Raw genomic sequence first — 23077 nt, 5'->3', positions numbered from 1 at the left:
TCGGCGTACGGTGGAGCGCTCGGCCGGACCGGCGCGGCGCACCCGGCCGCCGCGCCGTTCACCCCGGTTCGCCCGGCGCCGCCTGAAGCAAGGTCCGGGTGCCCTCCGTGCAGGCGGCTCGCAAGCCGTCGTACTCGGTGGCGGTCAGCTGCTTCCGTGCGGAGCCGCGGCGGCTGGGGTCGAGTCGGGTGCACGCGTTCTTCAGCCAGTGCGGGTCCGGGTCCACCCCGACGAAGGCCGCGAGCCGGGTGAGTTCGTCCTGCGGGGCGTCGAGCAGGTCCTCGTACCCGAGCGTCATGCACTGATCCGCCGGTACGTCGCCGAGGAAACGTACGCCCTGGACGACGAGTTCGGACCACAGGTCGCCGAACGGCCGCACCGGGAAGGCGCGGTCCCGTACGAGCGCGGGGTCGAAGCGCTCGCCGAGCAGCGGCGCGAGCTCCGGCGGCAGGGAGCGCACCTGCTCGTCCGTGAGGTCGCCGAGGCTCTCGGCGCCCGTCCGCTCCGCGATCTCCCGCATCAGAGTGATCACGCGGTACCCGGGGTGGCGGCTCATGGACAGCGCGCAGTCAGGACCGTCCCGGAAGAGGTGCACGAACTTCGCGTACGGGAACGCCGCACGCAGCCCCGGCACCCAGCCCGTCGAGTAGCCGGAGCGCTCCACGACGGCGGACCGCCCGAACCGGGCGGCCAGGAGGTCGAAGAGCGCCTCGTGGTGCGCGGCGGCGGTGCGGACGGGCCACTCGACGACCGCCGCACGGACCGCGTCGAGCAGGCCGTCGGGGTCGTCCGTGAGGTGGGGCAGCACCATGAGGGAGAGGGCGGGGATGCCGGTGGTCTCCGGTGCGTAGCGGCCCCCGGGCGTGCGGGTGTAGAGGAACTCCGGCATCGGCACCCCGCTGCGGAGCATGCCCGCGAAGTACGGGGTGGGCCGGAAGAGGGTCTCCCAGAACTCCGCGCCCGGCAGCACGCCTTCGGGAAAGGCCGCATCGCCGACCGAGGCCATGTACTCGTTGAGGCTGAGCACGTCGGGGTGGCTGTTGAGGATGCGGGACAGCGCGGTGGAACCGCTGCGGCCGGTCCCGATGACGAAGGTCAGATTGCGCAAGGTCACTCTCCGGGGGCATGTCGCACGGGTGCGGGGTGCGGGGTGCGGGGTGCGGGGCGCGGGTGCGGGTGCGGTGAACTCGGACGGACTCGGGTGTGCCGACCTGTGCACCTCAGCACACCCCCGCCCCCCGCACCAGATGCCCCTGGTGCCGGAAAACTATCAGCGCTAGTTTGTAGGCGGTCGTCCACCGCTCGTCCACCTGGAGGAATGTCATGAAGGCCCACGACGGGATGTACATCGACGGCGCCTGGCGGCCTGCCGCGGGCACCGGCACCATCACGGTCCTGAACCCCGCCGACGAACAGCCCGTCGGCCAGGTCCCCGCCGGCACCGCGGAGGACGTCGACGCCGCGGTCCGTGCCGCCCGCGCCGCCCTGCCCGGCTGGGCCGCCACCCCGCCCGCCGAACGCGCCGCCCTGATCGGCGCGCTCCGCGACCGCCTCGTCGCCCGCAAGGACGAGGTCGCCGAGACCGTCACCGCGGAGCTCGGCGCGCCGCTGCCGTTCTCGCAGGCCGTGCACGCGGGCGTACCGATCCTGGTCTCCGGTTCGTACGCCGAGCTCGCCGCGACCCACCCCTTCCAGGAGAAGGTCGGCAACTCCACCGTCTACCTGGAGCCGGTCGGCGTGGTCGGCGCGATCACCCCCTGGAACTACCCCCTCCACCAGATCGTCAACAAGGTGGCCCCCGCGCTCGCCGCGGGCTGCACGGTCGTCCTCAAGCCCGCCGAGGACACGCCCCTCACCGCCCAGCTCTTCGCCGAGGCCGTCCACGAGGCGGGCGTGCCCGCGGGCGTGTTCAACCTCGTCACCGGTCTCGGTCCGGTCGCGGGGCAGGCACTCGCCGAGCACGAGGGTGTCGACCTCGTCTCGTTCACCGGGTCGACGGCGGTCGGCAGGCGGATCGGCGCCACCGCGGGCGCGGCCGTCAAGCGCGTCGCGCTGGAGCTCGGCGGCAAGTCCGCCAACGTCATCCTGCCGAGCGCGGACCTCGCCAAGGCCGTCAACGTGGGCGTCGCCAACGTCATGTCCAACTCCGGCCAGACGTGCAGCGCGTGGACCCGCATGCTGGTGCACACCGACCGGTACGACGAGGCGGTGGAGCTCGCCGCGGCCGCGGCCGCCAAGTACGGCGACCGCATCGGCCCCGTCGTCAACGCCAAGCAGCAGGCACGCGTGCGCGGCTACATCGAGAAGGGCGTCGAGGACGGCGCCCGGATCGTCGCGGGCGGCCCCGAGGCACCCGAGGGCAAGGACAAGGGCTACTTCGTCCGGCCCACCGTCTTCGCCGACGTCACACCCGAGATGGCCATCGCCCAGGAGGAGATCTTCGGCCCGGTGGTCTCGATCATCCGGTACGAGGACGAGGACGACGCCCTGCGCATCGCCAACGGCACCGTGTACGGGCTCGCGGGCGCGGTGTGGGCGGCCGACGACGCGGAAGCCGTGGCGTTCGCCCGCCGCATGGACACCGGCCAGGTCGACATCAACGGCGGCAGCTTCAACCCCCTGGCACCCTTCGGCGGGTACAAGCAGTCGGGTGTCGGCCGCGAACTGGGCGCGCACGGCCTGACCGAGTACCTCCAGACGAAATCACTGCAGTTCTGACCGCTCGTATGTCGCCACCATCCCCCGACCCCAATCCAAGGAGTACGTGAACGTGGTCCGCGCCGCCATCCTGCCCGCCGTCGGCTCCCCGCTGGAGATCGCGGAGATCGACCTCCCCGAGCCGGGCCCCGGCCAGGTCCGGGTACGCCTCGCAGCCGCCGGGGTCTGCCACTCCGACCTGTCCCTGTCCAACGGCACGATGCGGGTGCCGGTGCCCGCCGTCCTCGGTCACGAGGGAGCGGGCACCGTGGTCTCCGTCGGCGAGGGCGTCACGCATGTCGCGCCGGGCGACGGGGCCGTCCTGAACTGGGCGCCGTCCTGCGGCAGCTGTCACGCCTGTTCCATCGGCGAGGTGTGGCTGTGCGGCAACGCCCTCGCGGGCGCCGCGGACGTCTATGCCCGGCGCCCCGACGGCAGCGACCTGCACCCCGGCCTGAACGTCGCCGCGTTCGCCGAGGAGACGGTGGTCGCCGCCAACTGCGTCCTGCCGGCGCCGGACGGCGTGCCGCTCACCGACGCGGCGCTGCTCGGCTGCGCCGTCCTGACCGGATACGGCGCCGTGCACCACTCGGCGCGGGTCCGCGAGGGCGAGAGCGTCGCGGTCTTCGGCGTCGGCGGAGTGGGCCTCGCCACGCTGCAGGCGGCACGGATCGCGGGTGCCGGGCGGATCGTCGCCGTCGACGTCTCCCCGGAGAAGGAGGAGCTGGCCCGCGCGGCCGGCGCCACGGACTACGTGGTGGCCTCGGAGACGACGGCCCGCGCCATCCGCAAGCTCACCGGCGGCCAGGGCGTCGACGTGGCGGTGGAGTGCGTGGGCCGCGCGGTGACGATCCGCACGGCCTGGGAGTCGACGCGGCGCGGCGGCCGCACCACGGTCGTCGGCATCGGCGGCAAGGACCAGCAGGTCACGTTCAACGCCCTGGAACTCTTCCACTGGGGCAGGACCCTGTCCGGCTGCGTGTACGGCAACTGCGACCCGGTGGTGGACCTGCCGGTCCTCGCGGAACACATCAGGGCGGGCCGCTTCGACCTGGGCGTCCTGGTGACCGACAGGATCGGTCTCGACGGCATCCCGGCGGCGTTCGAGAACATGCTCGCGGGCAAGGGGGGCCGGGCGCTGGTGGTGTTCTGATCAGTGCCCGGCCCCCGCCTCCGTCCCCGAACCCGTCAGCCGCGGAAAGGACTTGGCACCCGCCAGGAACACGACCGTCGTCAGGACGAACGGCCAGGTGAAGGCGTGGCCGCCGGACGGTGCGAAGAGGGCCGAGACCGCGGGGCCGAGTGCCGTCGCGGCGGCGGCTCCCACGAGTGCGTACGCGAGGGTCGCCGCCCGCGCCGGCAGGAAGACGCCGCACAGGGCGAGGGCCACGAGCACCGCGTTGTAGCCCATCGTGCCGTCGGCGATCCGCGCCGCGGGCGCGCCGAGGGCCCACGCGGTCGCGACGCCCACGGCGTTGCCGAGGCACGCGACGGCGGCCGTGCGGGGTCCGGCGACGAGGAGGCCGAGCAGCAGCAGCGCGCCCACGTACCACTGGGGCATGAAGAAGATCTGGGCGAAACCGGCGAGGAACCCCCGGGCGAGTCCGGCCGGTTCGACGGCCGTCGTGCCCGACGCGGGAAGCGGGAGCGCGGCCACGCCCTGCCCCGTGTGCCAGAGCCGTCCGAAGCCGGGCGCGGCGATCGTCACCGCGGTGGCGAGCAGGCAGTACGGGAGCGTGAGCGAGGGCAGGCCCCAGACGCCGAGGAGCCGGACCACGGCCGCGGTCACGACCGTGACGACCACGCACCCCGCGACCGCGAGCAGCGCCGTCGACAGGTGGGCCGCGCCGAGGAAGACCGCGAAACAGAGCGCTGTCAGGCAGGCGTTGAAGCCTTCCAGCCCGGCCGCGACGCGGCCGCCGTCCACGCCGAGGAGCCGTGCGGTGGCCGTCCCCACGGCGGTGCCGGCCAGCCCGTACACCCCGTACTCCCAGCCCGCCGCGAAGAGCGCCACGGCGAAGAGGGCGCCTGTGGCGGCGTTCGGCAGGAAGGTGACCTGCGCCTGGCCGCGCAGCACCTGAGCGGCGAAGAGCCGCGCACGGGACGCCCCGGCCGCCCGGCCCCCGCTCCCGGCCGAGTCCCCCGGCCCCCCGGCCGGACCACCGGCATCCAGCGCGTCCATCGCGTGCCCCACGGCCATCCCCCTGTCCCTCAACCGTCCGGCTCGCACCGCCCGACGGGACGGATGCAGATTACATCTACCGCACCGCTTCGAACCACGTCATCAGGACGTCGTTGTCGAACGACTCGCGGGCCGTGACGCGGAACCGCGTGGGGTCGAACCGGCCGCCGAAGACGGGGATTCCCGCCCCCGCGACCACGGGGTAGCTCTTGACGATCAGCTCGTCGAGCTCGGGAAGCAGCGCGGCCGCGACCCGGCCGCCGCCGCACAGCCAGAGGTCCTGTCCCTGCTGCCGCTTGAGGTCGCGGACCAACGCGAGCGGATCACCGGCGGCGACGGTGACCGCCGGGTCGGGGGAGGCGGCGAGCGAGTTCGACAGGACGAACTGGCGCAGGTGCGCGTACGGACTCGGAGTGCCGTGGGCCAGTGCCTGCCGGTAGGTTCCGTGGCCCATCAGGACCGTGTCGAAGCGGAGATTGGCGGCGTCCGCGAGGCCGACGTGGGGGCGCAGGGACGTGGGGACGGTCTCGGGGTAGCGGGCGTTGACCCGGGCGGCGTAGTCGGCGGCCCGGTCCGCGTCGCCCACCGGGTAGAAGTCGTACTCGCCTTCGGGGCCCGCGATGTATCCGTCGATGGAAGCGCCGATGTAGTAGACCAGCTTGCGCATACGGTTACTCCCCCTGTAGTACTCATGCTGTAGTGGTCGGAACGTAGTACTGCGAATGGAGTGGTGTCAATGGTGCGCAGGAATGACGGGCGGCGGGCGGCCCTGGTCGACGGCGCCATCGAGGTGCTGGCCAGGGAGGGTGCGCGCGGGCTGACGTTCCGGGCCGTGGACACCGAGGCGGGCGTGCCCACCGGGACCGCGTCCAACTACTTCGGCAACCGCGACGACCTGCTCACACAGGCGGGCGCCCGGGTCTACGAACGCCTCACGCCCGAACCCGCCGAGGTCGAACGGCAGCGTGCCGCCAAGCCGGACAAGGAGACCTACGTCCAGCTGATGCGCGAGGTCGTCGGCCGCGTCAGCGGTTTCCGCACGGGCTACCTGGCGCTGCTCGAACTCCGCCTGGAAGCCACCCGGCGCCCGGAGCTCCGCGCCGTCCTCACCGAGCGCGTCCGGGCCGACCTGGCGGCGAACCTCTCGTACCACGAGGCCTCGGGGCTCCCCGGCGACGCCACCGCCGTCAAGCTGCTCTACCTGGCCTTCAACTGGCTCATCGTCGAACAGCTCACCCTGCCCGACGTCCTCTCGGGCGCCGAGCGCGACGCCCTCGTCGCGGCCGCCGTGGAGCGCATCGTCACGGAGTGACGCGGATCGGGGGCTGAACCTTACGTCCGCGCCGCCGCCTGCTCGTACTGCAGCGCGAGCCCGTCCAGCAGAGCCTGCAGGCCCGCCTCGAAAGCCCGCTCGTCGATGACCTGTTGACGGTCGGCGAGCAGGTGGGCCTGGCCGAGGTGCGGGTAGTCGGCGGGGTCGTACGCCGCTTCGTCGTCCACGAAGCCCCCGGCGAACGAGCCGATCGCGGAGCCCATGACGAAGTACCGCATGAGCGCGCCGATCGACGTGGCCTGCGCGGCGGGCCAGCCCGCGTCGACCATCGCCCCGAACACCGCGTCCGCGAGCCGCAGCCCGGCCGGACGGCGCCCGGGGCCGCGTGCGAGCACCGGCACGATGTTCGGGTGCAGGGTGAGGGCCGCCCGGTAGGAGACCGCCCAGTCGTGCAGTGCCGTGCGCCAGTCCCGCGCGTCGTCGGCGTCGAACATCGACAGGTCGACCTGCGCGCTCACCGAGTCCGCGACCGCTTCCAGGATCTGGTCCTTGGTGCGGAAGTGGTTGTAGAGGGACGGTCCGCTGACGCCGAGCTCGGCGGCGAGGCGGCGCGTCGAGACGGCCGCGAGCCCCTCGGAGTCCACGAGTGCGCGCGCCGTCTCGACGATGCGTTCTCGGCTGAGGAGGGGCTTGCGCGGTCGGGCCATGCGGCACATAGTAGGGCTGCCGGAACAAACTAGCAGTGCTAATTTAAAATTCGACGTCACACACTCGACACGTTCCCGACCGGAGAGGTGCCCCGATGAACCTGGAGCTCAGCGACGAGCAGACCGCCGTCCGGGAGCTGGCCGAGGACTTCGTCGCGCGCGAGATCGCACCGCACGTCGTCGAGTGGGACCGCGCGGAGAGCGTCGACCGCGCCCTCGTGAAGAAGCTCGGCGAGGTCGGCTTCCTGGGGCTCACCATCGACGAGGAGTACGGCGGCTCCGGCGGCGACCACCTCGCGTACTGCCTGGTGACCGAGGAGCTCGGGCGCGGGGACTCCTCCGTGCGCGGCATCGTCTCCGTCTCGCTCGGCCTGGTCGCCAAGACCATCGCGCACTGGGGCAGCGAGGAGCAGAAGCGGCAGTGGCTGCCGGGGCTCACCTCAGGCGAGTACGTCGGATGCTTCGGGCTCACCGAGCCGGGCACCGGCTCCGACGCGGGCAGCCTCACCACCAAGGCGGTGCGCGACGGCGACTCGTACGTCGTCAACGGCACCAAGATGTTCATCACGAACGGCACCTGGGCCGACGTCGTGCTCCTTTTCGCCCGCACCGGCGACGCCCCCGGCCACAAGGGCGTCTCCGCCTTCCTGATCCCCACCGACACCCCCGGCCTCACCCGCCGTACCCTGCACGGCAAGCTGGGCCTGCGCGGCCAGGCCACCGCCGAACTCGTCCTGGAGGACGTGCGCGTACCCGCGTCGGCCATGATGGCGCCCGAGGGCAAGGGCTTCTCCGTCGCCATGTCGGCCCTCGCCAAGGGGCGGATGTCGGTGGCGGCGGGCTGCGTGGGCATCGCGCAGGCCGCCCTGGACGCGGCGGTGCGGTACGCCACCGAGCGCGAGCAGTTCGGGAAGACCATCGCCCACCACCAGCTGGTGCAGGAGCTGATCAGCGACATCGCCGTCGACGTGGACGCCGCGCGCCTGCTGACCTGGCGGGTCGCCGACCTCATCGACCGGGGGCAGCCGTTCGCCACGGAGTCCTCCAAGGCCAAGCTGTTCGCCTCCGAGGCCGCCGTGCGCGCCGCCAACAACGCCCTCCAGGTCTTCGGCGGTTACGGCTACATCGACGAGTACCCGGCGGGCAAGCTGCTGCGCGATGCGCGCGTGATGACCCTCTACGAAGGCACCAGCCAGATGCAGAAGCTCGTCATCGGCCGTGCGCTGACAGGGGTTTCGGCCTTCTGAGTACCGACATGAGTACGTGAGCGGATACCGGTCGCGCCCACTCTCGCCGAAGCTGTCCGCATGACCGAGCCGCCCGTCAAACAGCAGACCACCAACGCCTTCTACGGCCAGGCCGTGGCCTCCTTCGCGATCTCCATCGGTGCCGTCACCGTCGGCATCGGCTACCTGGACGCGTCGGCCTGGGTGCGGGGCTTCCTCGCCATCGCCGTGCTCTACCTGACGACCTCCGCGTTCACCCTCGCCAAGGTGATCAGGGACCGGCAGGAGGTGGAGCAGATCGTCAGCAGGGTCGACCAGGCCCGCGTCGACCGGATCCTCGCCGAACACGACCCGTTCGCCAAGCCCTGACCTGACCTGACCTGACCTGCCCCGATCCGGCCGAGGCGCTAAGCGCTTGCTCACCGTCGGGGGTATGGTGTCCCTCCCGAACGGTGAAGGAGCGGACATGGGTACGGCGGAGGAGACGCCCGGCGAGGAGCAGCCGTGGGGCGAGGTCAGCCCCGACGCGGCCAGGCGGCTGCTGGTCGCCGCCGTCGAGGCCTTCGCCGAGCGCGGGTACCACGCGACGACGACCCGGGACATCGCGGGCCGCGCAGGCATGAGCCCCGCCGCGCTCTACATCCACTACAAGACGAAGGAAGAGCTGCTCCACCGCATCAGCAGGATCGGCCACGACAAGGCCCTGACGATCCTGCGGACCGCGGCGGACGGCGAGGGCGGCCCCGCCGAGCGTCTTGAGGCGGCCGTGCGCTCCTTCGTCGGCTGGCACGCCGCGCACCACACGACCGCGCGCGTCGTGCAGTACGAGCTGGACGCGCTCGGCGACGAGCACCGTACGGAGATCGTGGCGCTGCGCCGCAAGTCGGACGCGGCCGTGCGGGACATCATCAACGACGGGGTGCGGACGGGGGAGTTCGACGTCCCCGACGTGCCGGGCACCACGCTCGCCGTCCTGTCGCTCTGCATCGACGTCGCCCGCTGGTTCAACGTGGCGGGACACCGCACGCCGGACGAGGTCGGCGCGCTCTACGCCGACCTCGTGCTGCGCATGGTGGGCGCCAGGCCCGGGGAGCCTCAGAAGTAGTAGCGCGACACCGACTCCGCCACGCACGCCGGCTTGTCGCCGCCCTCGCGCTCCACGGTGACCTTGGCGGTCACCTGCACGCCGCCGTCCTTGGTCGGCGTGACGTCCGTGAGCACGGCGGTCGCGCGCAGCCGCGAGCCGACCGGCACGGGGGAGGGGAAGCGGACCTTCTCCGTGCCGTAGTTGAGGCCCATCTTCATGCCCTCGACGCGCAGTGTCTGCGGCACCAGGACCGGCAGCAGCGACAGCGTCAGATAGCCGTGCGCGATGGTCGTCCCGAAGGGGCCCTGCGCCGCCTTCTCCGCGTCCACGTGGATCCACTGGTGATCGCCGGTCGCCTCCGCGAAGAGGTCGATCCGCTTCTGGTCGATCTCCAGCCAGTCGCTGTACCCGAGCTGCTCGCCGACACCGGCGCGCAGCTCCTCGGGCGACGTGAAGATCCTTGGCTCCGCCATGTCCCTGGCCTCCTAGACGTATGCAGACTAAGCGCTTGCTCAGCATGGTGCGTGGGCCGACGCGTGTCAACGGACCAGCCAGTAGGTTTGAGGCGTGCCCCAGATACCGGAGAAGGTCCACGAACTCACGGTCGGCCAGCTCGCCGACCGCAGCGGCGTCGCCGTGTCCGCCCTGCACTTCTACGAGTCCAAGGGCCTCATCACCAGCCGCCGCACCTCCGGCAACCAGCGCCGCTACCACCGGGACACGCTCCGGCGCGTCGCCTTCGTCCGCGCCTCCCAGCGCGTCGGCATCCCGCTCTCCACCATCCGCGAGGCCCTCGACTCGCTCCCCGAGGAGCGCACGCCCAACCGCGAGGACTGGGCGCGCCTCTCCGAGGGCTGGCGCTCGGAGCTGGACAAGCGCATCAAGCAGCTGGGCAGGCTGCGCGACCACCTCACGGACTGCATCGGCTGCGGCTGCCTGTCCCTGGACACGTGTGTGCTCTCCAACCCCGACGACGTCTTCGGCGAGCGGCACACCGGTTCCCGGCTCCTGGTGGACCGCAGGCCCCGGGAGAAGTGACGCCCCCGGGGCCCCGTACATCCGTGAGCGATGGCCCGCCCGCCCGTCACCGGGCTGTGCCGCTCCGTCGAACACCGCGTACCCGAGCGTGTCGCGGCGGCCGGCCGCGCCGTAGGTGAGGTCCTGCACCCCGTCGCCGTACACCTCGCCGAAGATCCCGATCCGGCGCGCCCCGAGCCGCTCCGCGAGCTTCGCCGCCGCGGCCGCGACCTCGTGGCCGCGGACCGCGCGCCAGTACAGCTTCTCGGTCAGGACGACCGGCTCACCCGGCTCGAAGATGTCCGGATAGCGCTGGATGTTCTCGATGTCGACCCACGGCAGCAGATCGGGCGCCGACTCCACGTCGCGGCATGACCACCGGAATTTCCCTGTGCTACGTCTGGCCGCAACCGGGCCCGGCGTACCAACGTGTGTTCTACGTAAGGAAGCACGCATCCAGCACGTCGACACAGAACGGGGGAGAGCCGATGTCCGTCGCCATTTGCTCATTGCTGTGGGACGCCGCACGCCACGGGAGGCAGACCGTCAAGTACGACAGTGACGGCTACCACCTGGTGCGCTTCCCGTACGGCGCGGGTGACGAGTCCTACGATCCGTGGCACATGCACGACCCGGCGAAGGGCTTCACGAGCCCTTCGGAGTACCCGGACGCGCGCTCGGGGCTGATATGGCCGAGCCACGACGGCTGGGGCATGCTCTCCGCGATGGTCTTCTGGGAGCCGGACGCGAAGGCGACCGAGTTCCGCTCGCGGTACGTCCGTGACCCGCTCAACCACTCGACCGGGTACGACTCGACCGCGACGACCGACTCGGCGCCGACCAGGGGAGGGCAGTACAGGACCTACCTCTGGCAGATGTTCGTGCACCCGGGCACGCCGCTCGGCCTGAAGATCTCGGCACGCGGCGTGGGAGACGTGAAGCTCCGCACGCCGCTGATCCACGCCCAGTTCAAGCTGGCGATCCACACGGATGTGGTCACGCCCTGACCGCGCCGCTCCTCACGCCGACACCAGGGGCCGCAGCCGCCTCGCGCGCGCCCGGTCCACGGCGTCGGCGGTGAGGACCGGGCCGGGCACGACGATGCCGCAGCCCGTGCAGACCGCTCCCGACGACGGCTCGTGCGCCAGGCCGTGCTTCCAGGTGAGGGCGGTGTCCGCACAGACGGGGCAGGTCGTGCCCGGCTCCCTTTCCAGCGCCGCGATGAGCCGCCGGAGCACCTCGGCGAGGGGCTCGTCCGGGTGGATGTCGGGGTCGTCGCACCAGGCCACGCCGCACCCGCCCCAGGTGCAGCGGTGCCAGTCGTCGACGCTGCCCGGGCGCCTGAGCCCGTCGTGCTTCTCCTTGCGGCGGCGTTCGGCGAAGCCCGCCTCGTAGGCGAGCCACACCGCCCGTGCCGCTTCCAGTTCGTTCAGTGCCGCCACCAGCCGCACCGGGTCGGGTGACCTGTCCTCGGGCCCGAACCCCGCCCGGGCGCACAGATGGTCCCAGGTCGCCCGGTGGCCGTAGGGGGCGAACCTCTCCAGGCACTTGCGCAGCGAGTACCGCCGCAGTGCCAGGTCGCTCTTCGGATCACGCACCTGTCTCGCGAGACTCCGGAATCCGGCCATCGCCCTGCACCTCCGTCACACGTACTTCCGTACTGGTACCCGTGTTCCGCATTCGCCGGCGTCGATGTCGAGTCGAGTCCATCGAGTTCGTCACGACGTCGCCGAGTAGACGTATCGACACGCGATTCGGCTCCCTCATCGCGCGACCGTTTTTCGCCTGCCCGCACGAGCTGCGGTGATGCAGGCGCATGGGGGGCGCGTTGTGGTGATTCGGAAAAGGCGACGCTTGTTCATCTTTCACGTTGGGCAACCCGCCAGTAGCCTCCGCCGCATCGGTCTTCCGCAGGAACCGGAGGAGCACCCATGCGACGACGCATCGTCAGGCTCAGAACACTCACCGCGGGGGCGGCGCTCGCGCTCGGCGCCTCCCTGCTCGCGCCCCTGCCGGGCGCCGTCGCCGGTCCCGGGGCGCCGGCGCCCGAAGGGCGCACCGCGGCCGACGACACGGACTACTGCGGGGGTCAGTGCGCGGACGTCCTGCCGCCCGGCGCCAATGGCAACGCGACGCTCGCCGAGATCCTCGCCCACCGCGTCCTCGGCACCCAGCCCAAGCACGCAGACGACCAGTTGGGTCCGTACGACGCGCTCTCCTCCGGCTATCCGTCGCTCACCGACGACAAGCTCACCGAGTTCTTCAACGACGCCTCCTTCGGGGTGCCCGGCGACCGGACAGCCTCCGTCACCAAACCCCGCGACGACGTCACGATCACCCGGGACAAGAAGTACGGCGTCCCGCACATCAAGGGCACCACGCGCTACGGCACCGAGTTCGGCGCGGGCTTCGCCGCCGGGCAGGACCGGCTCTGGCTCATCGACCTCTTCCGGCACATCGGGCGCGGTCAGCTGACGTCGTTCGCGGGCGGCGCGCCCGCCAACCAGGGCCTGGAGCAGCAGTTCTGGCCGCAGGCCCCGTACACGGAGAAGGACCTGGAGAAGCAGGTCGAGTACATCCGGTCGACGCAGGGCGAGCGCGGCAAGCAGGCGATGGAGGATGCACAGGCCTACATCGACGGCCTCAACGCGTACCGCACGAAGTCGAAGAACGGCCGCTACTTCCCCGGCGAGTACGTCCTGACCGGCAAGATAGACGCGATCACCAACGTCGGCGAGATAGAGCCCTTCAAGATCACCGACATGATCGCGCTGGCCTCCGTGGTCGGTGGGCTCTTCGGCAACGGCGGCGGCGGAGAGGTCGAGTCCGCCCTCTCCCTCCTGGAGTCGCAGAAGAAGTACGGCGTCGAGAAGGGCACGAAGGTCTGGGAGTCCTTCCGCGCCCGCAACGACCCCGAGGCCGTCCGGACCATCCACGACGGCACGAGCTTCCCGTACGCGGGCAAGCCGGAGAAGGCGCGCGGCACCGCCATGCCCGACCCCGGCTCGGTCGAGCGCGAACAGCTCGTGTACGACCGCGAGGGCGGCGCCAAGAGCGGCGCCAAGGACCCCGTGAAGGCGCCGAAGAAGCTGAAGCCGGTCCAGGGCATGTACGACAAGGGCGTGCTGCCCCCGGACCTGTTCCGGGCCGACGGCCACAAGAAGGGCATGTCCAACGCCTTGCTCGTCGCCGGGAAGCACACCGCGAGCGGCAACCCCGTCGCCGTCTTCGGCCCCCAGACCGGCTACTTCGCGCCGCAGCTCCTCATGCAGCAGGAGCTCCAGGGCCCCGGCATCAGCGCGCGCGGCGTCTCCTTCGCGGGTGTCGGCATGTACGTCCAGCTGGGGCGCGGCCAGGACTACGCCTGGTCGGCCACGTCCGCGGGGCAGGACATCACCGATACGTACGCCGTGGAGCTGTGCGAGCCGGGCGGCGGAGCGCCCACCAAGCAGTCGGCCGGTTACCTGTACCGGGGCACCTGCACACCCATGGAGAAGATGGAGCGCAAGAACGCCTGGAAGCCGACCGTCGCCGACTCCACGGCCGCGGGCTCCTACCGCATGCAGGTCTTCCGCACGAAGTACGGCATCGTCACGCACCGCGCGAGCATTGACGGAAAACCCGTCGCGTACGTCTCGCTGCGCTCCACCTACCGCCACGAAGCCGACTCGATCATCGGCTTCCAGATGCTGAACGACCCCACGTACGTCAAGGACTCCGCGACGTTCAAGAAGGCCGCGCAGAACATCAGCTACGCCTTCAACTGGTTCTACGCCGACTCGCGCGACATCGCGTACTACAACAGCGGCGCCAACCCCGAGCGCGCCGACAGCGTCGACCCGGCCCTGCCGGTCGAGGCCCAACAGGGCCTCGAATGGCGCGACTTCGACCCCGAGGACAACACCTCGGCGCAGACCCCGCCCGCCCAGCACCCGCAGTCCGTCAACCAGGACTACTACATCTCCTGGAACAACAAGCAGGCCAAGGACTTCAGCACGGCGGGCTTCGGCGTCAGCGCCGTGCACCGCGGCGACCTGCTCGACGGGCGCGTCAAGAAGCTCACCGAGGCAGGCGGTGTCACCCGCGCCTCGCTCACCCGGGCCATGTCCGAGGCCGCCGTCACCGACCTGCGCGGCGAACAGGTACTGCCCGAGCTCCTGAAGGTGCTGCGCAGCAAACCGATCACCGACCCGCAACAGGCCAAGGCGGTCCAGCAGCTGGAGGCCTGGGGCAAGGCCGGGGCCCAGCGCAACCAGACGTCGGCGGGGTCCAAGACGTACGCACATCCCGACGCCGTGCGCATCATGGACGCCTGGTGGCCGCGGCTGATCGAGGCCGAGTTCGAGCCGGGCCTCGGCAAGGAGCTGTACGACGCCCTCACCTCCCAGCTCGCCACCGACGAGGCACCCTCCGCCGGGCACGGGCCGACGGGGGCGCACGCCGGATCGGCCTTCCAGTACGGCTGGTGGGGCTACGCCGACAAGGACCTGCGCAAGGTCCTCGGGCAGCCGGTGAAGGGCGAGCTCGCCGACACCTACTGCGGCGGCGGCAATCTCGACGCCTGCCGCGACGCCTTGCTCACCACCCTCGGGCAGGCCGCCGCGAAGCCCGCCACCGAGGTCTACCCCGGTGACGACTCCTGCAAGGCGGGCGACCAGTGGTGCGCGGACTCCGTCATCCACCGGGCGCTCGGCGGCATCACGCACAAGCCGATCCAGTGGCAGAACCGCCCGACGTACCAGCAGGTCGTCGAGTTCCCCCGCCACCGGTAGACCGGTCCCGCCCTCAAGGACAGGCTCTCAGGACCGGGCGATCCGTCCCGCCGCGAACACGACGCGTGCCAGCTCCTCGTGGCACACGTCGCTGTGCGCGCCGGAGGGCGGACCGCCCCGGCGCACCACCGACGCCGCGTCGATGCTCACGCACCCCTTGGCCGGCACCTTCTCGCCCAGCTTGATGCGTTTGGTGCCGGTCACGGAGCGGACGCCGTTGTAGCCGATGGCGCCCCACCTCTCCCACAGGCCGAGGAAGCCGGAGGAGTCCCCGGCCAGCTTCGACGCGAGGGGGTACAGCCGGCCGAGGGCGTCGTCGTGGCGCGAGTAGCAGGCGACCAGCGGGCCGTCGATCCGCTTCTGTATCCCGTGCAGCGCCCCGCTCCGCGACTTGTCGTGGGGCAGCCGCTCGGCGAACGTGTAGTGCGAGAACGCGCCTTGGAGGAGCGTCACCGACTTCACCGCCCGCACGTCGGCGGGCATCCCGCGCAGCGCGTACGACACGAGCCTGCCGCCGAAGCTGTGCCCGATGAGGTGCACCCTCACCCTCGGCACGTCCGCGGCGAGCAGACCGATCGCGGGCCCGAGCCCCAGCTGGCCGACGGCGCCCGCACGGCGCTTCATCGCGTAGTACGTGCCCTGGCGCAGCAGTTCGTACGCGCCGTCCCACATTCGGTTGCGCAGGTCGCTGAGGAGGAGGGGCTCGCCGGTGTCCGCGCGTGCGGCGGCGAACACCTCGCAGACCTTGACCGCGTCGTCGGTGAGCATGGCGGGCTCGCCCGCCCCGGTGTCCTGGCCGAAGTGCCGGGCCGGATGGGTCTCGCGCAGGGACACCAGCTCGCGCACGTGCCGCCCGAACTCGTAGATGCGGGTCGGTACTTCGGAGCGCTCGGCGAGCAGTTCGGCGATCCGGTCGAGGGTCGCCGCGTGGTCGGGGAAGGCGCGGTCGAGCGCCTCCCGGGTGGTCGCGTCGAGGACGGGCTCGCCCGGCGGGGTGGCGGGGACGGGCGCGGCCGACGGGTCGAAGTCGGGGATCGACTCGTCGGGAAAGCGGATCGCGGGCCACATCACCCCCACGTAGCCGAGGCGCACCCCCGTCCCCGCGAGGTCCTGGCAGGGGGTGAAGAAACGCCCGTACAGCTTCCTGGCGTCCTTCTTCTCGTTGTTCCAGCCGTGCGCGAAGACCAGCAGATCGGTGACGCGTTCACGTTCCGCGCCGGACAGCAGCTGCGCGCGCTGCGCGGTGTCGACGTCGCCGTCGGCGTCGAAGGTCAATTCCCAGTAGGGCTCCACGCCGGTATGGTCCTGCCGCCCGGGCCACCTGGCCAGATGCGCGGCAGGGGCACGTTCACGCGAGTTCCCGCTCCCGCGTCTCGGGCAGGGCGAGGACACACAACAGCGACACGACCGCCATCGCACTCACGTACCAGCCCACCGACGACGAACCGAACGCCGACTGCAGCCGGGTCGCCACCAGCGGCGAGACCGCGCCGCCGAGGACACCGCCCAGGTTGTACGCGAGGGAGGCGCCCGAGTAGCGCACGTTCGCCCCGAACAGCTCGGGCAGATAGGCGCCCATCGGGCCGTACACCACGCCCATGCAGAACAGCGCGCCGCCGATCGCCAGGGCGACGAGCACCGGCTGCTCGGTGTCCAGGAGCGGGAAGAGCACGAGCCCCCACACCACCGCGAGCGCCGAGCCCACGAGGACCAGCCTGCGGCGCCCCGCGCCGTCGGAGCGCGTCGCGGCGAGCCAGGTGCCCGCGGCGAGGAAGAGGCAGGCCACGAGGGAGAGGCCCAGCATGGTGTTACGGGAGATGTGCAGGGTGCCGGTGGCGTACGAGAGGCAGTACGTCGTGGCCGTGTAGAAGAGGCCGTACGCGACGACCATGCCGCCCGCACCGAGCAGCAGTTCGCGCGGATGGCGGCGGAACACGTCGAGCGCGGGCACCTTGCTCGCCTCCTGCGCCGCCATGACCTTCGCGAACACCGGCGTCTCGCTGATCCGCAGCCGCACGAAGAGGCCGACGCCGACAAGGAGGAAGGAGAGCAGGAACGGCACGCGCCAGCCCCACGAGCGGAACGCGTCGTCGGAGAGCGCGGCCGACAGCAGCCAGAAGACGCCGGTCGCCGCGGAGAACCCCACGGACGGGCCGAGTTGCGGGAACGCCGCGTACATCCCGCGCTTCTTCTTCGGCGCGTGCTCCACCGCGAGCAGCGCCGCGCCGCCCCACTCGCCGCCGAGCCCGATGCCTTGCAGGAAGCGGAGCAGGATGAGCAGCAGCGGCGCCCAGACGCCCCACGTGCCGTAGCCGGGCAGGAGCCCGACGAGGGCGGTCGAGAGGCCCATCAGGAGCAGCGAGGCCACCAGGACGGACTTGCGGCCCACGCGGTCGCCGAAGTGCCCGAAGATCACCGAACCGATGGGGCGGGCCGCGAACGCCACCGCGTAGGTGGAGAACGACGCGAGGGTGGCGTTGACCGGGTCGAGGGTCGGGAAGAACGTCTCGTTCAGGACCAGGGCGGCGGCGGTGCCGTAGATGTAGAAGTCGTAGAACTCGATGGCCGTCCCGATGAACGAGGCCACCGCCACCCGGCGCATGCTCTCGCCGCTGCCGACCTGCTGTTTCGATGTTGCTGTCGCTTCGCTGTGCACGTGCGGCACTCTCGTGGTGCGTGTACGGGGCAGTCAATAGCTGATACGGCTGGTCTCGGTCACTGAGACGTGCGTGCGACGACGGCCACCGTAGGGGTCTGCCCCGATTCGCCCCGAGCGTGTACGTTCTCCGCCATGGCGGAATACATACTGGTGGCAGGCGCGTGGCTCGGCTCCTGGGTGTGGGAGGACGTGGCACGGAACCTGCGGGCCGCCGGACACGGCGCCCACCCCCTGACCCTCTCCGGCCTCGCCGACAAGCAGGACGTCCCTGCCGGACAGCAGACCCACGTACGCGACATCGTCGACGAGGTCGAACGCCTCGACCTGCGCGACGTCGTCCTCGTCGGGCACAGCTACGCGGGCATCCCCGTCGGACAGGCGGCCGAGCGCATCGGTGACCGGCTGGCCCGCGTCGTGTTCGTGGACGCGGTCGTGCCCGTCGACGGCGAGTCGTTCGCCTCCCTGTGGTGGCAGGGCCAACCGGCGTTCGAGTCCCTGCTCGACGACGGCGACGGCGCGTGGCTCCTGAACGCGGCGGAGTTCGACGGGCAGGGGCTCGACAGCGAGCAGGTCGCCAGAATCGCGAGCGGCGGGACACCGCACCCGGGCGCCACCCTGACCGAGCCCGCCGTACTGGAACGCTCGCTCGACGGTGTGCCCGCGACGTACGTCAAGTGCCTGCTCGACGGCGAGGAGCCGGGCGACGACGTGGCCGACCTGCTCAAGAGCGAGCACTGGCGGCTCGTCGAGATGGACACCGGGCACTGGCCGATGTTCTCCCAGCCGCGCGAACTGGCACGGATCCTGCACGCGAGCGTGACCGGCAGGCCGTAGGGCCCCGGGCTCCTCAGGGCTCCCGAAGAACCGTACTCCGGCCCTCCGCCCCTCTTTCGCCGCAACATACCGACTGGTTAGTCTGCCAGCGAAGTCGAGCCGCGGGCCGAAGGAGAACCATCGTGGAAACCCTGCTGGACAAGGGAGTCGTCGTCACGGGCGGAGGCGGCGGCATAGGGGCCGCACTCGCCCGCCGCTTCGCCGCCGAAGGGGCGCGCGTCGTCGTCAACGACCTCGACGGCACCAAGGCGAAGGCCGTCGCCGACGAGATCGGCGGCATCGCCGTGCCCGGCGACGCGTCCACGATCGTGCCCGAGGCCCGCGAGGCGCTCGGCGGCACCGTCGACGTGTACTGCGCCAACGCCGGGCTCGGCTCCGGCGGCAGCGAGGCCGCGCCCGAGGAGGTCTGGGCCGCCGCCTGGGACGTCAACGTCATGGCCCACGTGCGGGCGGCCCACGCGCTGCTCCCCGACTGGCTGGAGCGCGGCAGCGGCCGCTTCGTCTCCACCGTCTCCGCGGCCGGTCTGCTCACCATGATCGGCGCCGCGCCCTACAGCGTCACCAAGCACGGCGCGTACGCCTTCGCCGAGTGGCTCTCCCTCACGTACCGCCACCGCGGCATCAAGGTCCACGCGATCTGCCCGCAGGGCGTCCGCACCGACATGCTCGCCGCCACCGGCACCGCGGGCGACCTCGTGCTCACCCCCACGGCCATCGAACCGGACGACGTCGCCGCCGCGCTCTTCGCCGGCATGGCGGAGGACCGCTTCCTCGTCCTGCCGCACCCCGAGGTGGCCGCGTTCTACCGGGCCCGCGCCGAGACTCCCGACAAGTGGCTGAAGGGCATGAACCACATCCAGCAGAAGTGGGAGGAGAGCGAGCGGTGAACGACTCCACGCGAGCGGTGAACGCCCGGGCCGAAGCGGTGAACGCCCAGGCCGAAGCGGTGAACGCCCCCATGCCCACCGGGTCCCCGTACGCCGCCAAGCCCTGGCTGGCCCGGCTCAACGACGCCCAGCGCGCCACCGTCCACCCCGCTCCCTCCGTGACCGACGCCTTCCGCGCCGCCGTCGCACGGGCCCCCGAACACACCGCGCTCGCCTACTTCGACGGCCGCCTGACCTACCGCGAGACCGACGCCCTCAGCGACTCCGTCGCTGGCCACCTCGCCGCACGGGGCGTCGCCCGCGGCGACCGCGTCGCGATCCTCCTCCAGAACACCCCGCACTTCGTGCTCGCGCTCCTCGGCGCGTGGAAGGCGGGCGCCACCGTCGTCCCCGTCAACCCCATGTACCGCACGGCGGAGGTACGGCACGTCCTCGCCGACGCCGGAGCGACCGCGCTGATCTGCTCCGACCGTGCCTGGGAGACGTACCTGCGCGACACCGCCGCCGACTCGCCGGTCCGTGTCGTCCTCACCGCCTGCCAGCTCGACCTGCAGACCCGCAACGACACCCGCGTCCTCGACTTCGAACGCCTGCCCGTCGCCGACGACGCCGAAGACCTGATCGCCGTCGCCCGCCAGGGCACCCCCGCCCCGGACGACCGCGCTCACGCCCCCTCCGACGTGGCGCTGATCAGCTACACGTCGGGCACCAGCGGCACCCCCAAGGGCGCCATGAACACCCACGGCAACATCACCTACAACGCGGAGCGCCAGCGCACCGGATCCGGCATACCCGAAGGCGCCTGCTACTTCGCGATGGCGCCGCTCTTCCACATCACCGGCATGGTCGCGCAGGTCGCCGCCTGCATCGCCAACGCGGGCACGCTCGCGCTCGCCTACCGCTTCGAGGCCGGAGTGGTGCTCGACGCCTTCGCCGAGCACCGGCCCGCGTACACCGTCGGCCCCTCCACCGCCTTCATGGCGCTCGCCGCCCACCCCTCGGTGACCCGCGCCCACTTCGACTCCTTCGCGATGATCTCCTCCGGCGGCGCGCCGCTGCCCCCGGCCCTCGTCGAGAAATTCCGCGCCTCCTTCGGCCCCTACCTCCACAACGGGTACGGCCTCACCGAGTGCACCGCCCCCTGCGCCTCCGTGCCGCCGGGACTGGAGTCCCCCGTCGACCCGGTCTCCGGCACCCTCGCCGTCGGCGTCCCGGGCCCCGAGACGGTCGTACGCATCCTGGACGACCTCGGCGAAGAGGTGCCGTTCGGGGAGCACGGCGAGATCGTCGTCCGCGGACCCCAGGTCGTCCCGGGGTACTGGCAGCGCCCCGACGCCACTGCCGAAGCCTTCCCCGACGGGGAACTGCGCACCGGCGACATCGGGTTCATGGACCCGGCGGGCTGGCTCTACGTCGTCGACCGCAAGAAGGACATGATCAACGCGTCCGGCTTCAAGGTGTGGCCCCGCGAGGTCGAGGACGTCCTCTACACCCACCCCGCCGTCCGCGAGGCGGCCGTCGTCGGCATCCCCGACAGCTACCGCGGCGAGACCGTGAAGGCGTACGTCAGCCTCCGCCCCGGCAGCGACACCCGGCCCGACGACCTGACCGCGTACTGCAAGGAACGGCTCGCCGCGTACAAGTATCCGCGCGAGGTCGAGGTACTGGAGGAGTTGCCGAAGACGACAAGTGGGAAGATCCTCCGGCGGGAACTGCGTTCCCGCCCGACCGACAGCAAGTGACGCGAAAGGCAGGTGGCGGCAGTGGCCCGAACGACGGACGGTGACGGCACGCCCGTCCCGCAGCGACTCCTCGCCGCCGCCACCAGGCTCTTCGCCGACCAGGGCTACGACCGCACGTCGGTCCAGGAGATCGTGGAGGCGGCCGGCGTCACCAAGGGCGCGCTCTACCACTACTTCGGCTCCAAGGACGACCTGCTCCACGAGGTCTACGCCCGGCTGCTCCGCGTCCAGCAGGAGCGGCTCGACGCCATCGCCGACGCGGACGCGCCGGTCGCCGACCGGGTCCGCGACGCCGCGGCGGACGTCGTCGTCAGCACGATCGACAACCTCGACGACGCGTCGATCTTCTTCCGCTCCATGCACCACCTCGGACCGGAGAAGAACAAGCAGGTCCGGGCGGAGCGGCGCCGCTACCACGAACGCTTCCGGGCCCTGATCGAGGAGGGCCAGGCCTCGGGCGTCTTCTCCAAGGCGACGCCCGCGGACCTGGTGGTGGACTACCACTTCGGCTCGGTCCACCACCTGTCCACGTGGTACCGCCCGGAGGGCCCGCTCTCCCCGCGGCAGGTGGCGGACCACCTGGCGGACCTCCTCCTCCGGGCCCTGCGGGCCCCGTAACGGGCGCGTCCCGTAGGGGCGCGGGGAACTGCGCGCTCAGCCCCCGCCGGGGCGCGGTCGCGTCTGCCACGGCAGGGTCTACGGCGAGTGCGGCTCGTCGCGGGCCGCTCGCGCGGTTCCCCGCGCCCCTGACGGGGCTACACGTACCGCTTCAGTTCGCGCCGGGCGAGGGACCGCTGGTGCACCTCGTCCGGCCCGTCCGCCAAGCGCAGCGTCCGCGCCGCGGCCCACAGCTCGGCGAGCGGGAAGTCCTGGCTCACGCCGCCCGCGCCGTGCAGCTGCACCGCGCGGTCGAGGATGTCCACCACCGCGCGCGGCGTCGCGATCTTGATGGACTGGATCTCCGTGTGCGCCCCCTTGTTGCCGACCGTGTCCATCAGCCACGCCGTCTTCAGGACCAGCAGGCGCAGCTGCTCCACGGCGACCCGCGCGTCCGCGATCCACTCCTGCACGACGCCCTGCTGGGCGAGCGGCTTCCCGAACGCCGTACGCGACACGGCCCGGCGGCACATCAGCTCGATCGCCCGCTCCGCCATGCCGATCAGCCGCATGCAGTGGTGGATGCGGCCGGGACCGAGCCGGGCCTGCGCGATGGCGAAGCCGCCGCCCTCCTCGCCGATCAGGTTCGACACGGGGACGCGGACGCGGTCGAAGACGACCTCGGCGTGACCGCCGTGGTAGTGGTCCTCATACCCGTACACCCGCATGGCGCGCCGGACTTCGAGTCCGGGGGTGTCGCGCGGGACGAGCACCATCGACTGCTGGCGGCGGATGTCCGCACCGTCGGGGTCGGTCTTGCCCATCACGATGAAGATCTTGCAGTCCGGGTTCATCGCCCCCGAGATGTACCACTTGCGCCCGCTGATGACGTACTCGGAGCCGTCGGCGGAGCGCTCGATGCGCGTCGTGATGTTCGTGGCGTCGGAGGAGGCGACCTCCGGCTCGGTCATCGCGAACGCCGAGCGGATCTCACCGGCGAGCAGCGGCTCGAGCCACTGCTTGCGCTGCGCCTCGCTGCCGAACTGCGCGAGCACCTCCATGTTGCCGGTGTCGGGCGCGGCGCAGTTCAGCGCGGTGGGGGCGAGTTGCGGGGAGCGGCCGGTGATCTCGGCGAGCGGCGCGTACTGGAGGTTGGTGAGCCCGGCGCCGTGCTCCGCGCCGGGCAGGGTGTGCTGGTCCACGAAGAAGAGATTCCACAGGCCCTGCCTGCGCGCCTCGGCCTTCAACTCCCCGACGACGGCGGGGGTGTCCCAGGGGGAGGCGAGCGCGGCGCGCTGCTCGTCGGCGACGGCCTCGGCCGGGTGGACGTGCTCGTCCATGAAGGCGAGCAGCTTGCCGCGCAGCTCTTCGGTGCGGGCGTCGTACGCGAAGTCCAC

General features: G+C 71.6%; 22 protein-coding genes and 1 pseudogene. 13 read left to right on the top strand and 10 right to left on the bottom strand.

The window, feature by feature from the left end; genetic code table 11:
* Positions 1–58: 58 nt before the first annotated feature.
* On the bottom strand, positions 59–1114 hold the full coding sequence (locus NOO62_RS08800; RefSeq protein ID WP_268770334.1) for a sulfotransferase family protein: 1056 nt from the start codon (positions 1112–1114) through the stop codon (positions 59–61).
* A 209-nt stretch (positions 1115–1323) separates the two neighbouring features.
* Between NOO62_RS08800 and NOO62_RS08795 the strand changes: the two genes are divergently transcribed.
* Complete coding sequence (locus NOO62_RS08795; RefSeq protein WP_268770333.1) at positions 1324–2718, top strand: aldehyde dehydrogenase family protein; 1395 nt, start codon at positions 1324–1326, stop codon at positions 2716–2718.
* 52 nt (positions 2719–2770) lie between these two features.
* Positions 2771–3850 (top strand): Zn-dependent alcohol dehydrogenase, encoded by a 1080-nt coding sequence (locus tag NOO62_RS08790; RefSeq protein ID WP_268775522.1) that lies wholly within the window; start codon positions 2771–2773, stop codon positions 3848–3850.
* On the opposite strand, the gene NOO62_RS08785 is transcribed toward NOO62_RS08790, so the two are convergent.
* Both NOO62_RS08785 and NOO62_RS08780 read right to left on the bottom strand, forming a co-directional pair.
* Entirely contained in the window at positions 3851–4897 is a 1047-nt protein-coding gene (locus NOO62_RS08785; protein WP_268770332.1) for an urea transporter, read from the bottom strand. It abuts the gene before it with no gap.
* 58 nt (positions 4898–4955) lie between these two features.
* On the bottom strand, positions 4956–5546 hold the full coding sequence (locus NOO62_RS08780; RefSeq protein ID WP_268770331.1) for a dihydrofolate reductase family protein: 591 nt from the start codon (positions 5544–5546) through the stop codon (positions 4956–4958).
* 69 nt (positions 5547–5615) lie between these two features.
* Between NOO62_RS08780 and NOO62_RS08775 the strand changes: the two genes are divergently transcribed.
* Positions 5616–6191 (top strand): TetR/AcrR family transcriptional regulator, encoded by a 576-nt coding sequence (locus NOO62_RS08775; RefSeq protein WP_268770330.1) that lies wholly within the window; start codon positions 5616–5618, stop codon positions 6189–6191.
* A gap of 20 nt (positions 6192–6211) precedes the next feature.
* Here the strand turns inward: NOO62_RS08775 and NOO62_RS08770 are convergent, their stop codons facing one another.
* The gene (locus tag NOO62_RS08770) at positions 6212–6859 is read right to left on the bottom strand and encodes a TetR/AcrR family transcriptional regulator (RefSeq protein ID WP_268770329.1); all 648 of its coding nucleotides are present in this window, start codon (positions 6857–6859) and stop codon (positions 6212–6214) included.
* A gap of 95 nt (positions 6860–6954) precedes the next feature.
* Here NOO62_RS08770 and NOO62_RS08765 point away from each other — a divergent pair, with 95 nt between their 5' ends.
* The 3 genes from NOO62_RS08765 to NOO62_RS08755 all read left to right on the top strand — a co-directional run bounded on the left by NOO62_RS08765 (position 6955) and on the right by NOO62_RS08755 (position 9190).
* Positions 6955–8106, top strand: a complete 1152-nt coding sequence (locus NOO62_RS08765) for an acyl-CoA dehydrogenase family protein (protein WP_268770328.1) — start codon at positions 6955–6957, stop codon at positions 8104–8106.
* A gap of 60 nt (positions 8107–8166) precedes the next feature.
* Complete coding sequence (locus tag NOO62_RS08760; protein ID WP_268770327.1) at positions 8167–8454, top strand: YiaA/YiaB family inner membrane protein; 288 nt, start codon at positions 8167–8169, stop codon at positions 8452–8454.
* 97 nt (positions 8455–8551) lie between these two features.
* The gene (locus NOO62_RS08755; RefSeq protein WP_268770326.1) at positions 8552–9190 is read left to right on the top strand and encodes a TetR/AcrR family transcriptional regulator; all 639 of its coding nucleotides are present in this window, start codon (positions 8552–8554) and stop codon (positions 9188–9190) included.
* On the opposite strand, the gene NOO62_RS08750 is transcribed toward NOO62_RS08755, so the two are convergent.
* Positions 9181–9645: a MaoC family dehydratase gene (locus NOO62_RS08750; RefSeq protein ID WP_268770325.1), complete on the bottom strand. Its 465-nt coding sequence runs from the start codon at positions 9643–9645 to the stop codon at positions 9181–9183. The two genes, NOO62_RS08755 and NOO62_RS08750, sit on opposite strands and share 10 nt — an antisense overlap.
* A gap of 94 nt (positions 9646–9739) precedes the next feature.
* On the opposite strand from NOO62_RS08750, the gene soxR reads away from it, so the two are divergent.
* On the top strand, positions 9740–10210 hold the full coding sequence (gene soxR / locus NOO62_RS08745; protein WP_268770324.1) for a redox-sensitive transcriptional activator SoxR: 471 nt from the start codon (positions 9740–9742) through the stop codon (positions 10208–10210).
* Positions 10211–10249: 39 nt separating this feature from the next.
* Here the strand turns inward: soxR and NOO62_RS08740 are convergent.
* Positions 10250–10555, bottom strand: a pseudogene (locus NOO62_RS08740) (RNA ligase (ATP)); the annotation flags it as partial.
* A gap of 122 nt (positions 10556–10677) precedes the next feature.
* Here NOO62_RS08740 and NOO62_RS08735 point away from each other — a divergent pair.
* A complete protein-coding gene (locus tag NOO62_RS08735; RefSeq protein WP_268770323.1) occupies positions 10678–11196 on the top strand; it encodes a hypothetical protein in 519 nt (172 codons plus the stop codon).
* A gap of 12 nt (positions 11197–11208) precedes the next feature.
* Here the strand turns inward: NOO62_RS08735 and NOO62_RS08730 are convergent, their stop codons facing one another.
* Positions 11209–11817, bottom strand: a complete 609-nt coding sequence (locus NOO62_RS08730) for a hypothetical protein (protein ID WP_150219545.1) — start codon at positions 11815–11817, stop codon at positions 11209–11211.
* Between the two features lie 303 nt (positions 11818–12120).
* Between NOO62_RS08730 and NOO62_RS08725 the strand changes: the two genes are divergently transcribed.
* The gene (locus NOO62_RS08725; protein WP_268770322.1) at positions 12121–14961 is read left to right on the top strand and encodes a penicillin acylase family protein; all 2841 of its coding nucleotides are present in this window, start codon (positions 12121–12123) and stop codon (positions 14959–14961) included.
* A 27-nt stretch (positions 14962–14988) separates the two neighbouring features.
* Here the strand turns inward: NOO62_RS08725 and NOO62_RS08720 are convergent, their stop codons facing one another.
* Together NOO62_RS08720 and NOO62_RS08715 are read right to left on the bottom strand one after the other, a co-directional pair.
* Entirely contained in the window at positions 14989–16254 is a 1266-nt protein-coding gene (locus tag NOO62_RS08720; protein ID WP_268770321.1) for a serine-threonine protein kinase, read from the bottom strand.
* 55 nt (positions 16255–16309) lie between these two features.
* A complete protein-coding gene (locus NOO62_RS08715; RefSeq protein ID WP_268775521.1) occupies positions 16310–17563 on the bottom strand; it encodes an MFS transporter in 1254 nt (417 codons plus the stop codon).
* Between the two features lie 189 nt (positions 17564–17752).
* On the opposite strand from NOO62_RS08715, the gene NOO62_RS08710 reads away from it, so the two are divergent.
* From NOO62_RS08710 to NOO62_RS08695, 4 genes are all read left to right on the top strand, one after another.
* Complete coding sequence (locus NOO62_RS08710; protein WP_268770320.1) at positions 17753–18454, top strand: alpha/beta fold hydrolase; 702 nt, start codon at positions 17753–17755, stop codon at positions 18452–18454.
* A 119-nt stretch (positions 18455–18573) separates the two neighbouring features.
* Positions 18574–19341: an SDR family oxidoreductase gene (locus NOO62_RS08705; protein ID WP_268775520.1), complete on the top strand. Its 768-nt coding sequence runs from the start codon at positions 18574–18576 to the stop codon at positions 19339–19341.
* A gap of 71 nt (positions 19342–19412) precedes the next feature.
* Entirely contained in the window at positions 19413–21083 is a 1671-nt protein-coding gene (locus tag NOO62_RS08700; RefSeq protein ID WP_268775519.1) for a class I adenylate-forming enzyme family protein, read from the top strand.
* A gap of 21 nt (positions 21084–21104) precedes the next feature.
* Entirely contained in the window at positions 21105–21701 is a 597-nt protein-coding gene (locus tag NOO62_RS08695) for a TetR/AcrR family transcriptional regulator (RefSeq protein WP_268770319.1), read from the top strand.
* 137 nt (positions 21702–21838) lie between these two features.
* On the opposite strand, the gene NOO62_RS08690 is transcribed toward NOO62_RS08695, so the two are convergent.
* Positions 21839–23077, bottom strand: a complete 1239-nt coding sequence (locus NOO62_RS08690) for an acyl-CoA dehydrogenase family protein (RefSeq protein WP_268770318.1) — start codon at positions 23075–23077, stop codon at positions 21839–21841.

Source organism: Streptomyces sp. Je 1-369 (genome assembly GCF_026810505.1).
GTDB lineage: Bacteria > Actinomycetota > Actinomycetes > Streptomycetales > Streptomycetaceae > Streptomyces.
Note: the sequence above shows the minus strand (reverse complement) of the source record. Positions and strands in the feature narration are given on the sequence as shown.

Excerpts from the sequence above, each read along its gene's own strand:
- NOO62_RS08710 (WP_268770320.1), top strand. The coding sequence starts at position 17,753 with ATGGCGGAATACATACTGGTGGCAGGCGCGTGGCTCGGCTCCTGGGTG.
- NOO62_RS08755 (WP_268770326.1), top strand. The coding sequence starts at position 8,552 with ATGGGTACGGCGGAGGAGACGCCCGGCGAGGAGCAGCCGTGGGGCGAG.
- NOO62_RS08785 (WP_268770332.1), bottom strand. The coding sequence starts at position 4,897 with ATGGCCGTGGGGCACGCGATGGACGCGCTGGATGCCGGTGGTCCGGCC.
- NOO62_RS08765 (WP_268770328.1), top strand. The coding sequence starts at position 6,955 with ATGAACCTGGAGCTCAGCGACGAGCAGACCGCCGTCCGGGAGCTGGCC.
- NOO62_RS08730 (WP_150219545.1), bottom strand. The coding sequence starts at position 11,817 with ATGGCCGGATTCCGGAGTCTCGCGAGACAGGTGCGTGATCCGAAGAGC.
- NOO62_RS08770 (WP_268770329.1), bottom strand. The coding sequence starts at position 6,859 with ATGGCCCGACCGCGCAAGCCCCTCCTCAGCCGAGAACGCATCGTCGAG.
- NOO62_RS08750 (WP_268770325.1), bottom strand. The coding sequence starts at position 9,645 with ATGGCGGAGCCAAGGATCTTCACGTCGCCCGAGGAGCTGCGCGCCGGT.
- NOO62_RS08735 (WP_268770323.1), top strand. The coding sequence starts at position 10,678 with ATGTCCGTCGCCATTTGCTCATTGCTGTGGGACGCCGCACGCCACGGG.
- NOO62_RS08715 (WP_268775521.1), bottom strand. The coding sequence starts at position 17,563 with ATGCGCCGGGTGGCGGTGGCCTCGTTCATCGGGACGGCCATCGAGTTC.
- NOO62_RS08700 (WP_268775519.1), top strand. The coding sequence starts at position 19,413 with ATGCCCACCGGGTCCCCGTACGCCGCCAAGCCCTGGCTGGCCCGGCTC.
- NOO62_RS08760 (WP_268770327.1), top strand. The coding sequence starts at position 8,167 with ATGACCGAGCCGCCCGTCAAACAGCAGACCACCAACGCCTTCTACGGC.
- NOO62_RS08725 (WP_268770322.1), top strand. The coding sequence starts at position 12,121 with ATGCGACGACGCATCGTCAGGCTCAGAACACTCACCGCGGGGGCGGCG.
- NOO62_RS08795 (WP_268770333.1), top strand. The coding sequence starts at position 1,324 with ATGAAGGCCCACGACGGGATGTACATCGACGGCGCCTGGCGGCCTGCC.
- NOO62_RS08775 (WP_268770330.1), top strand. The coding sequence starts at position 5,616 with ATGGTGCGCAGGAATGACGGGCGGCGGGCGGCCCTGGTCGACGGCGCC.
- NOO62_RS08780 (WP_268770331.1), bottom strand. The coding sequence starts at position 5,546 with ATGCGCAAGCTGGTCTACTACATCGGCGCTTCCATCGACGGATACATC.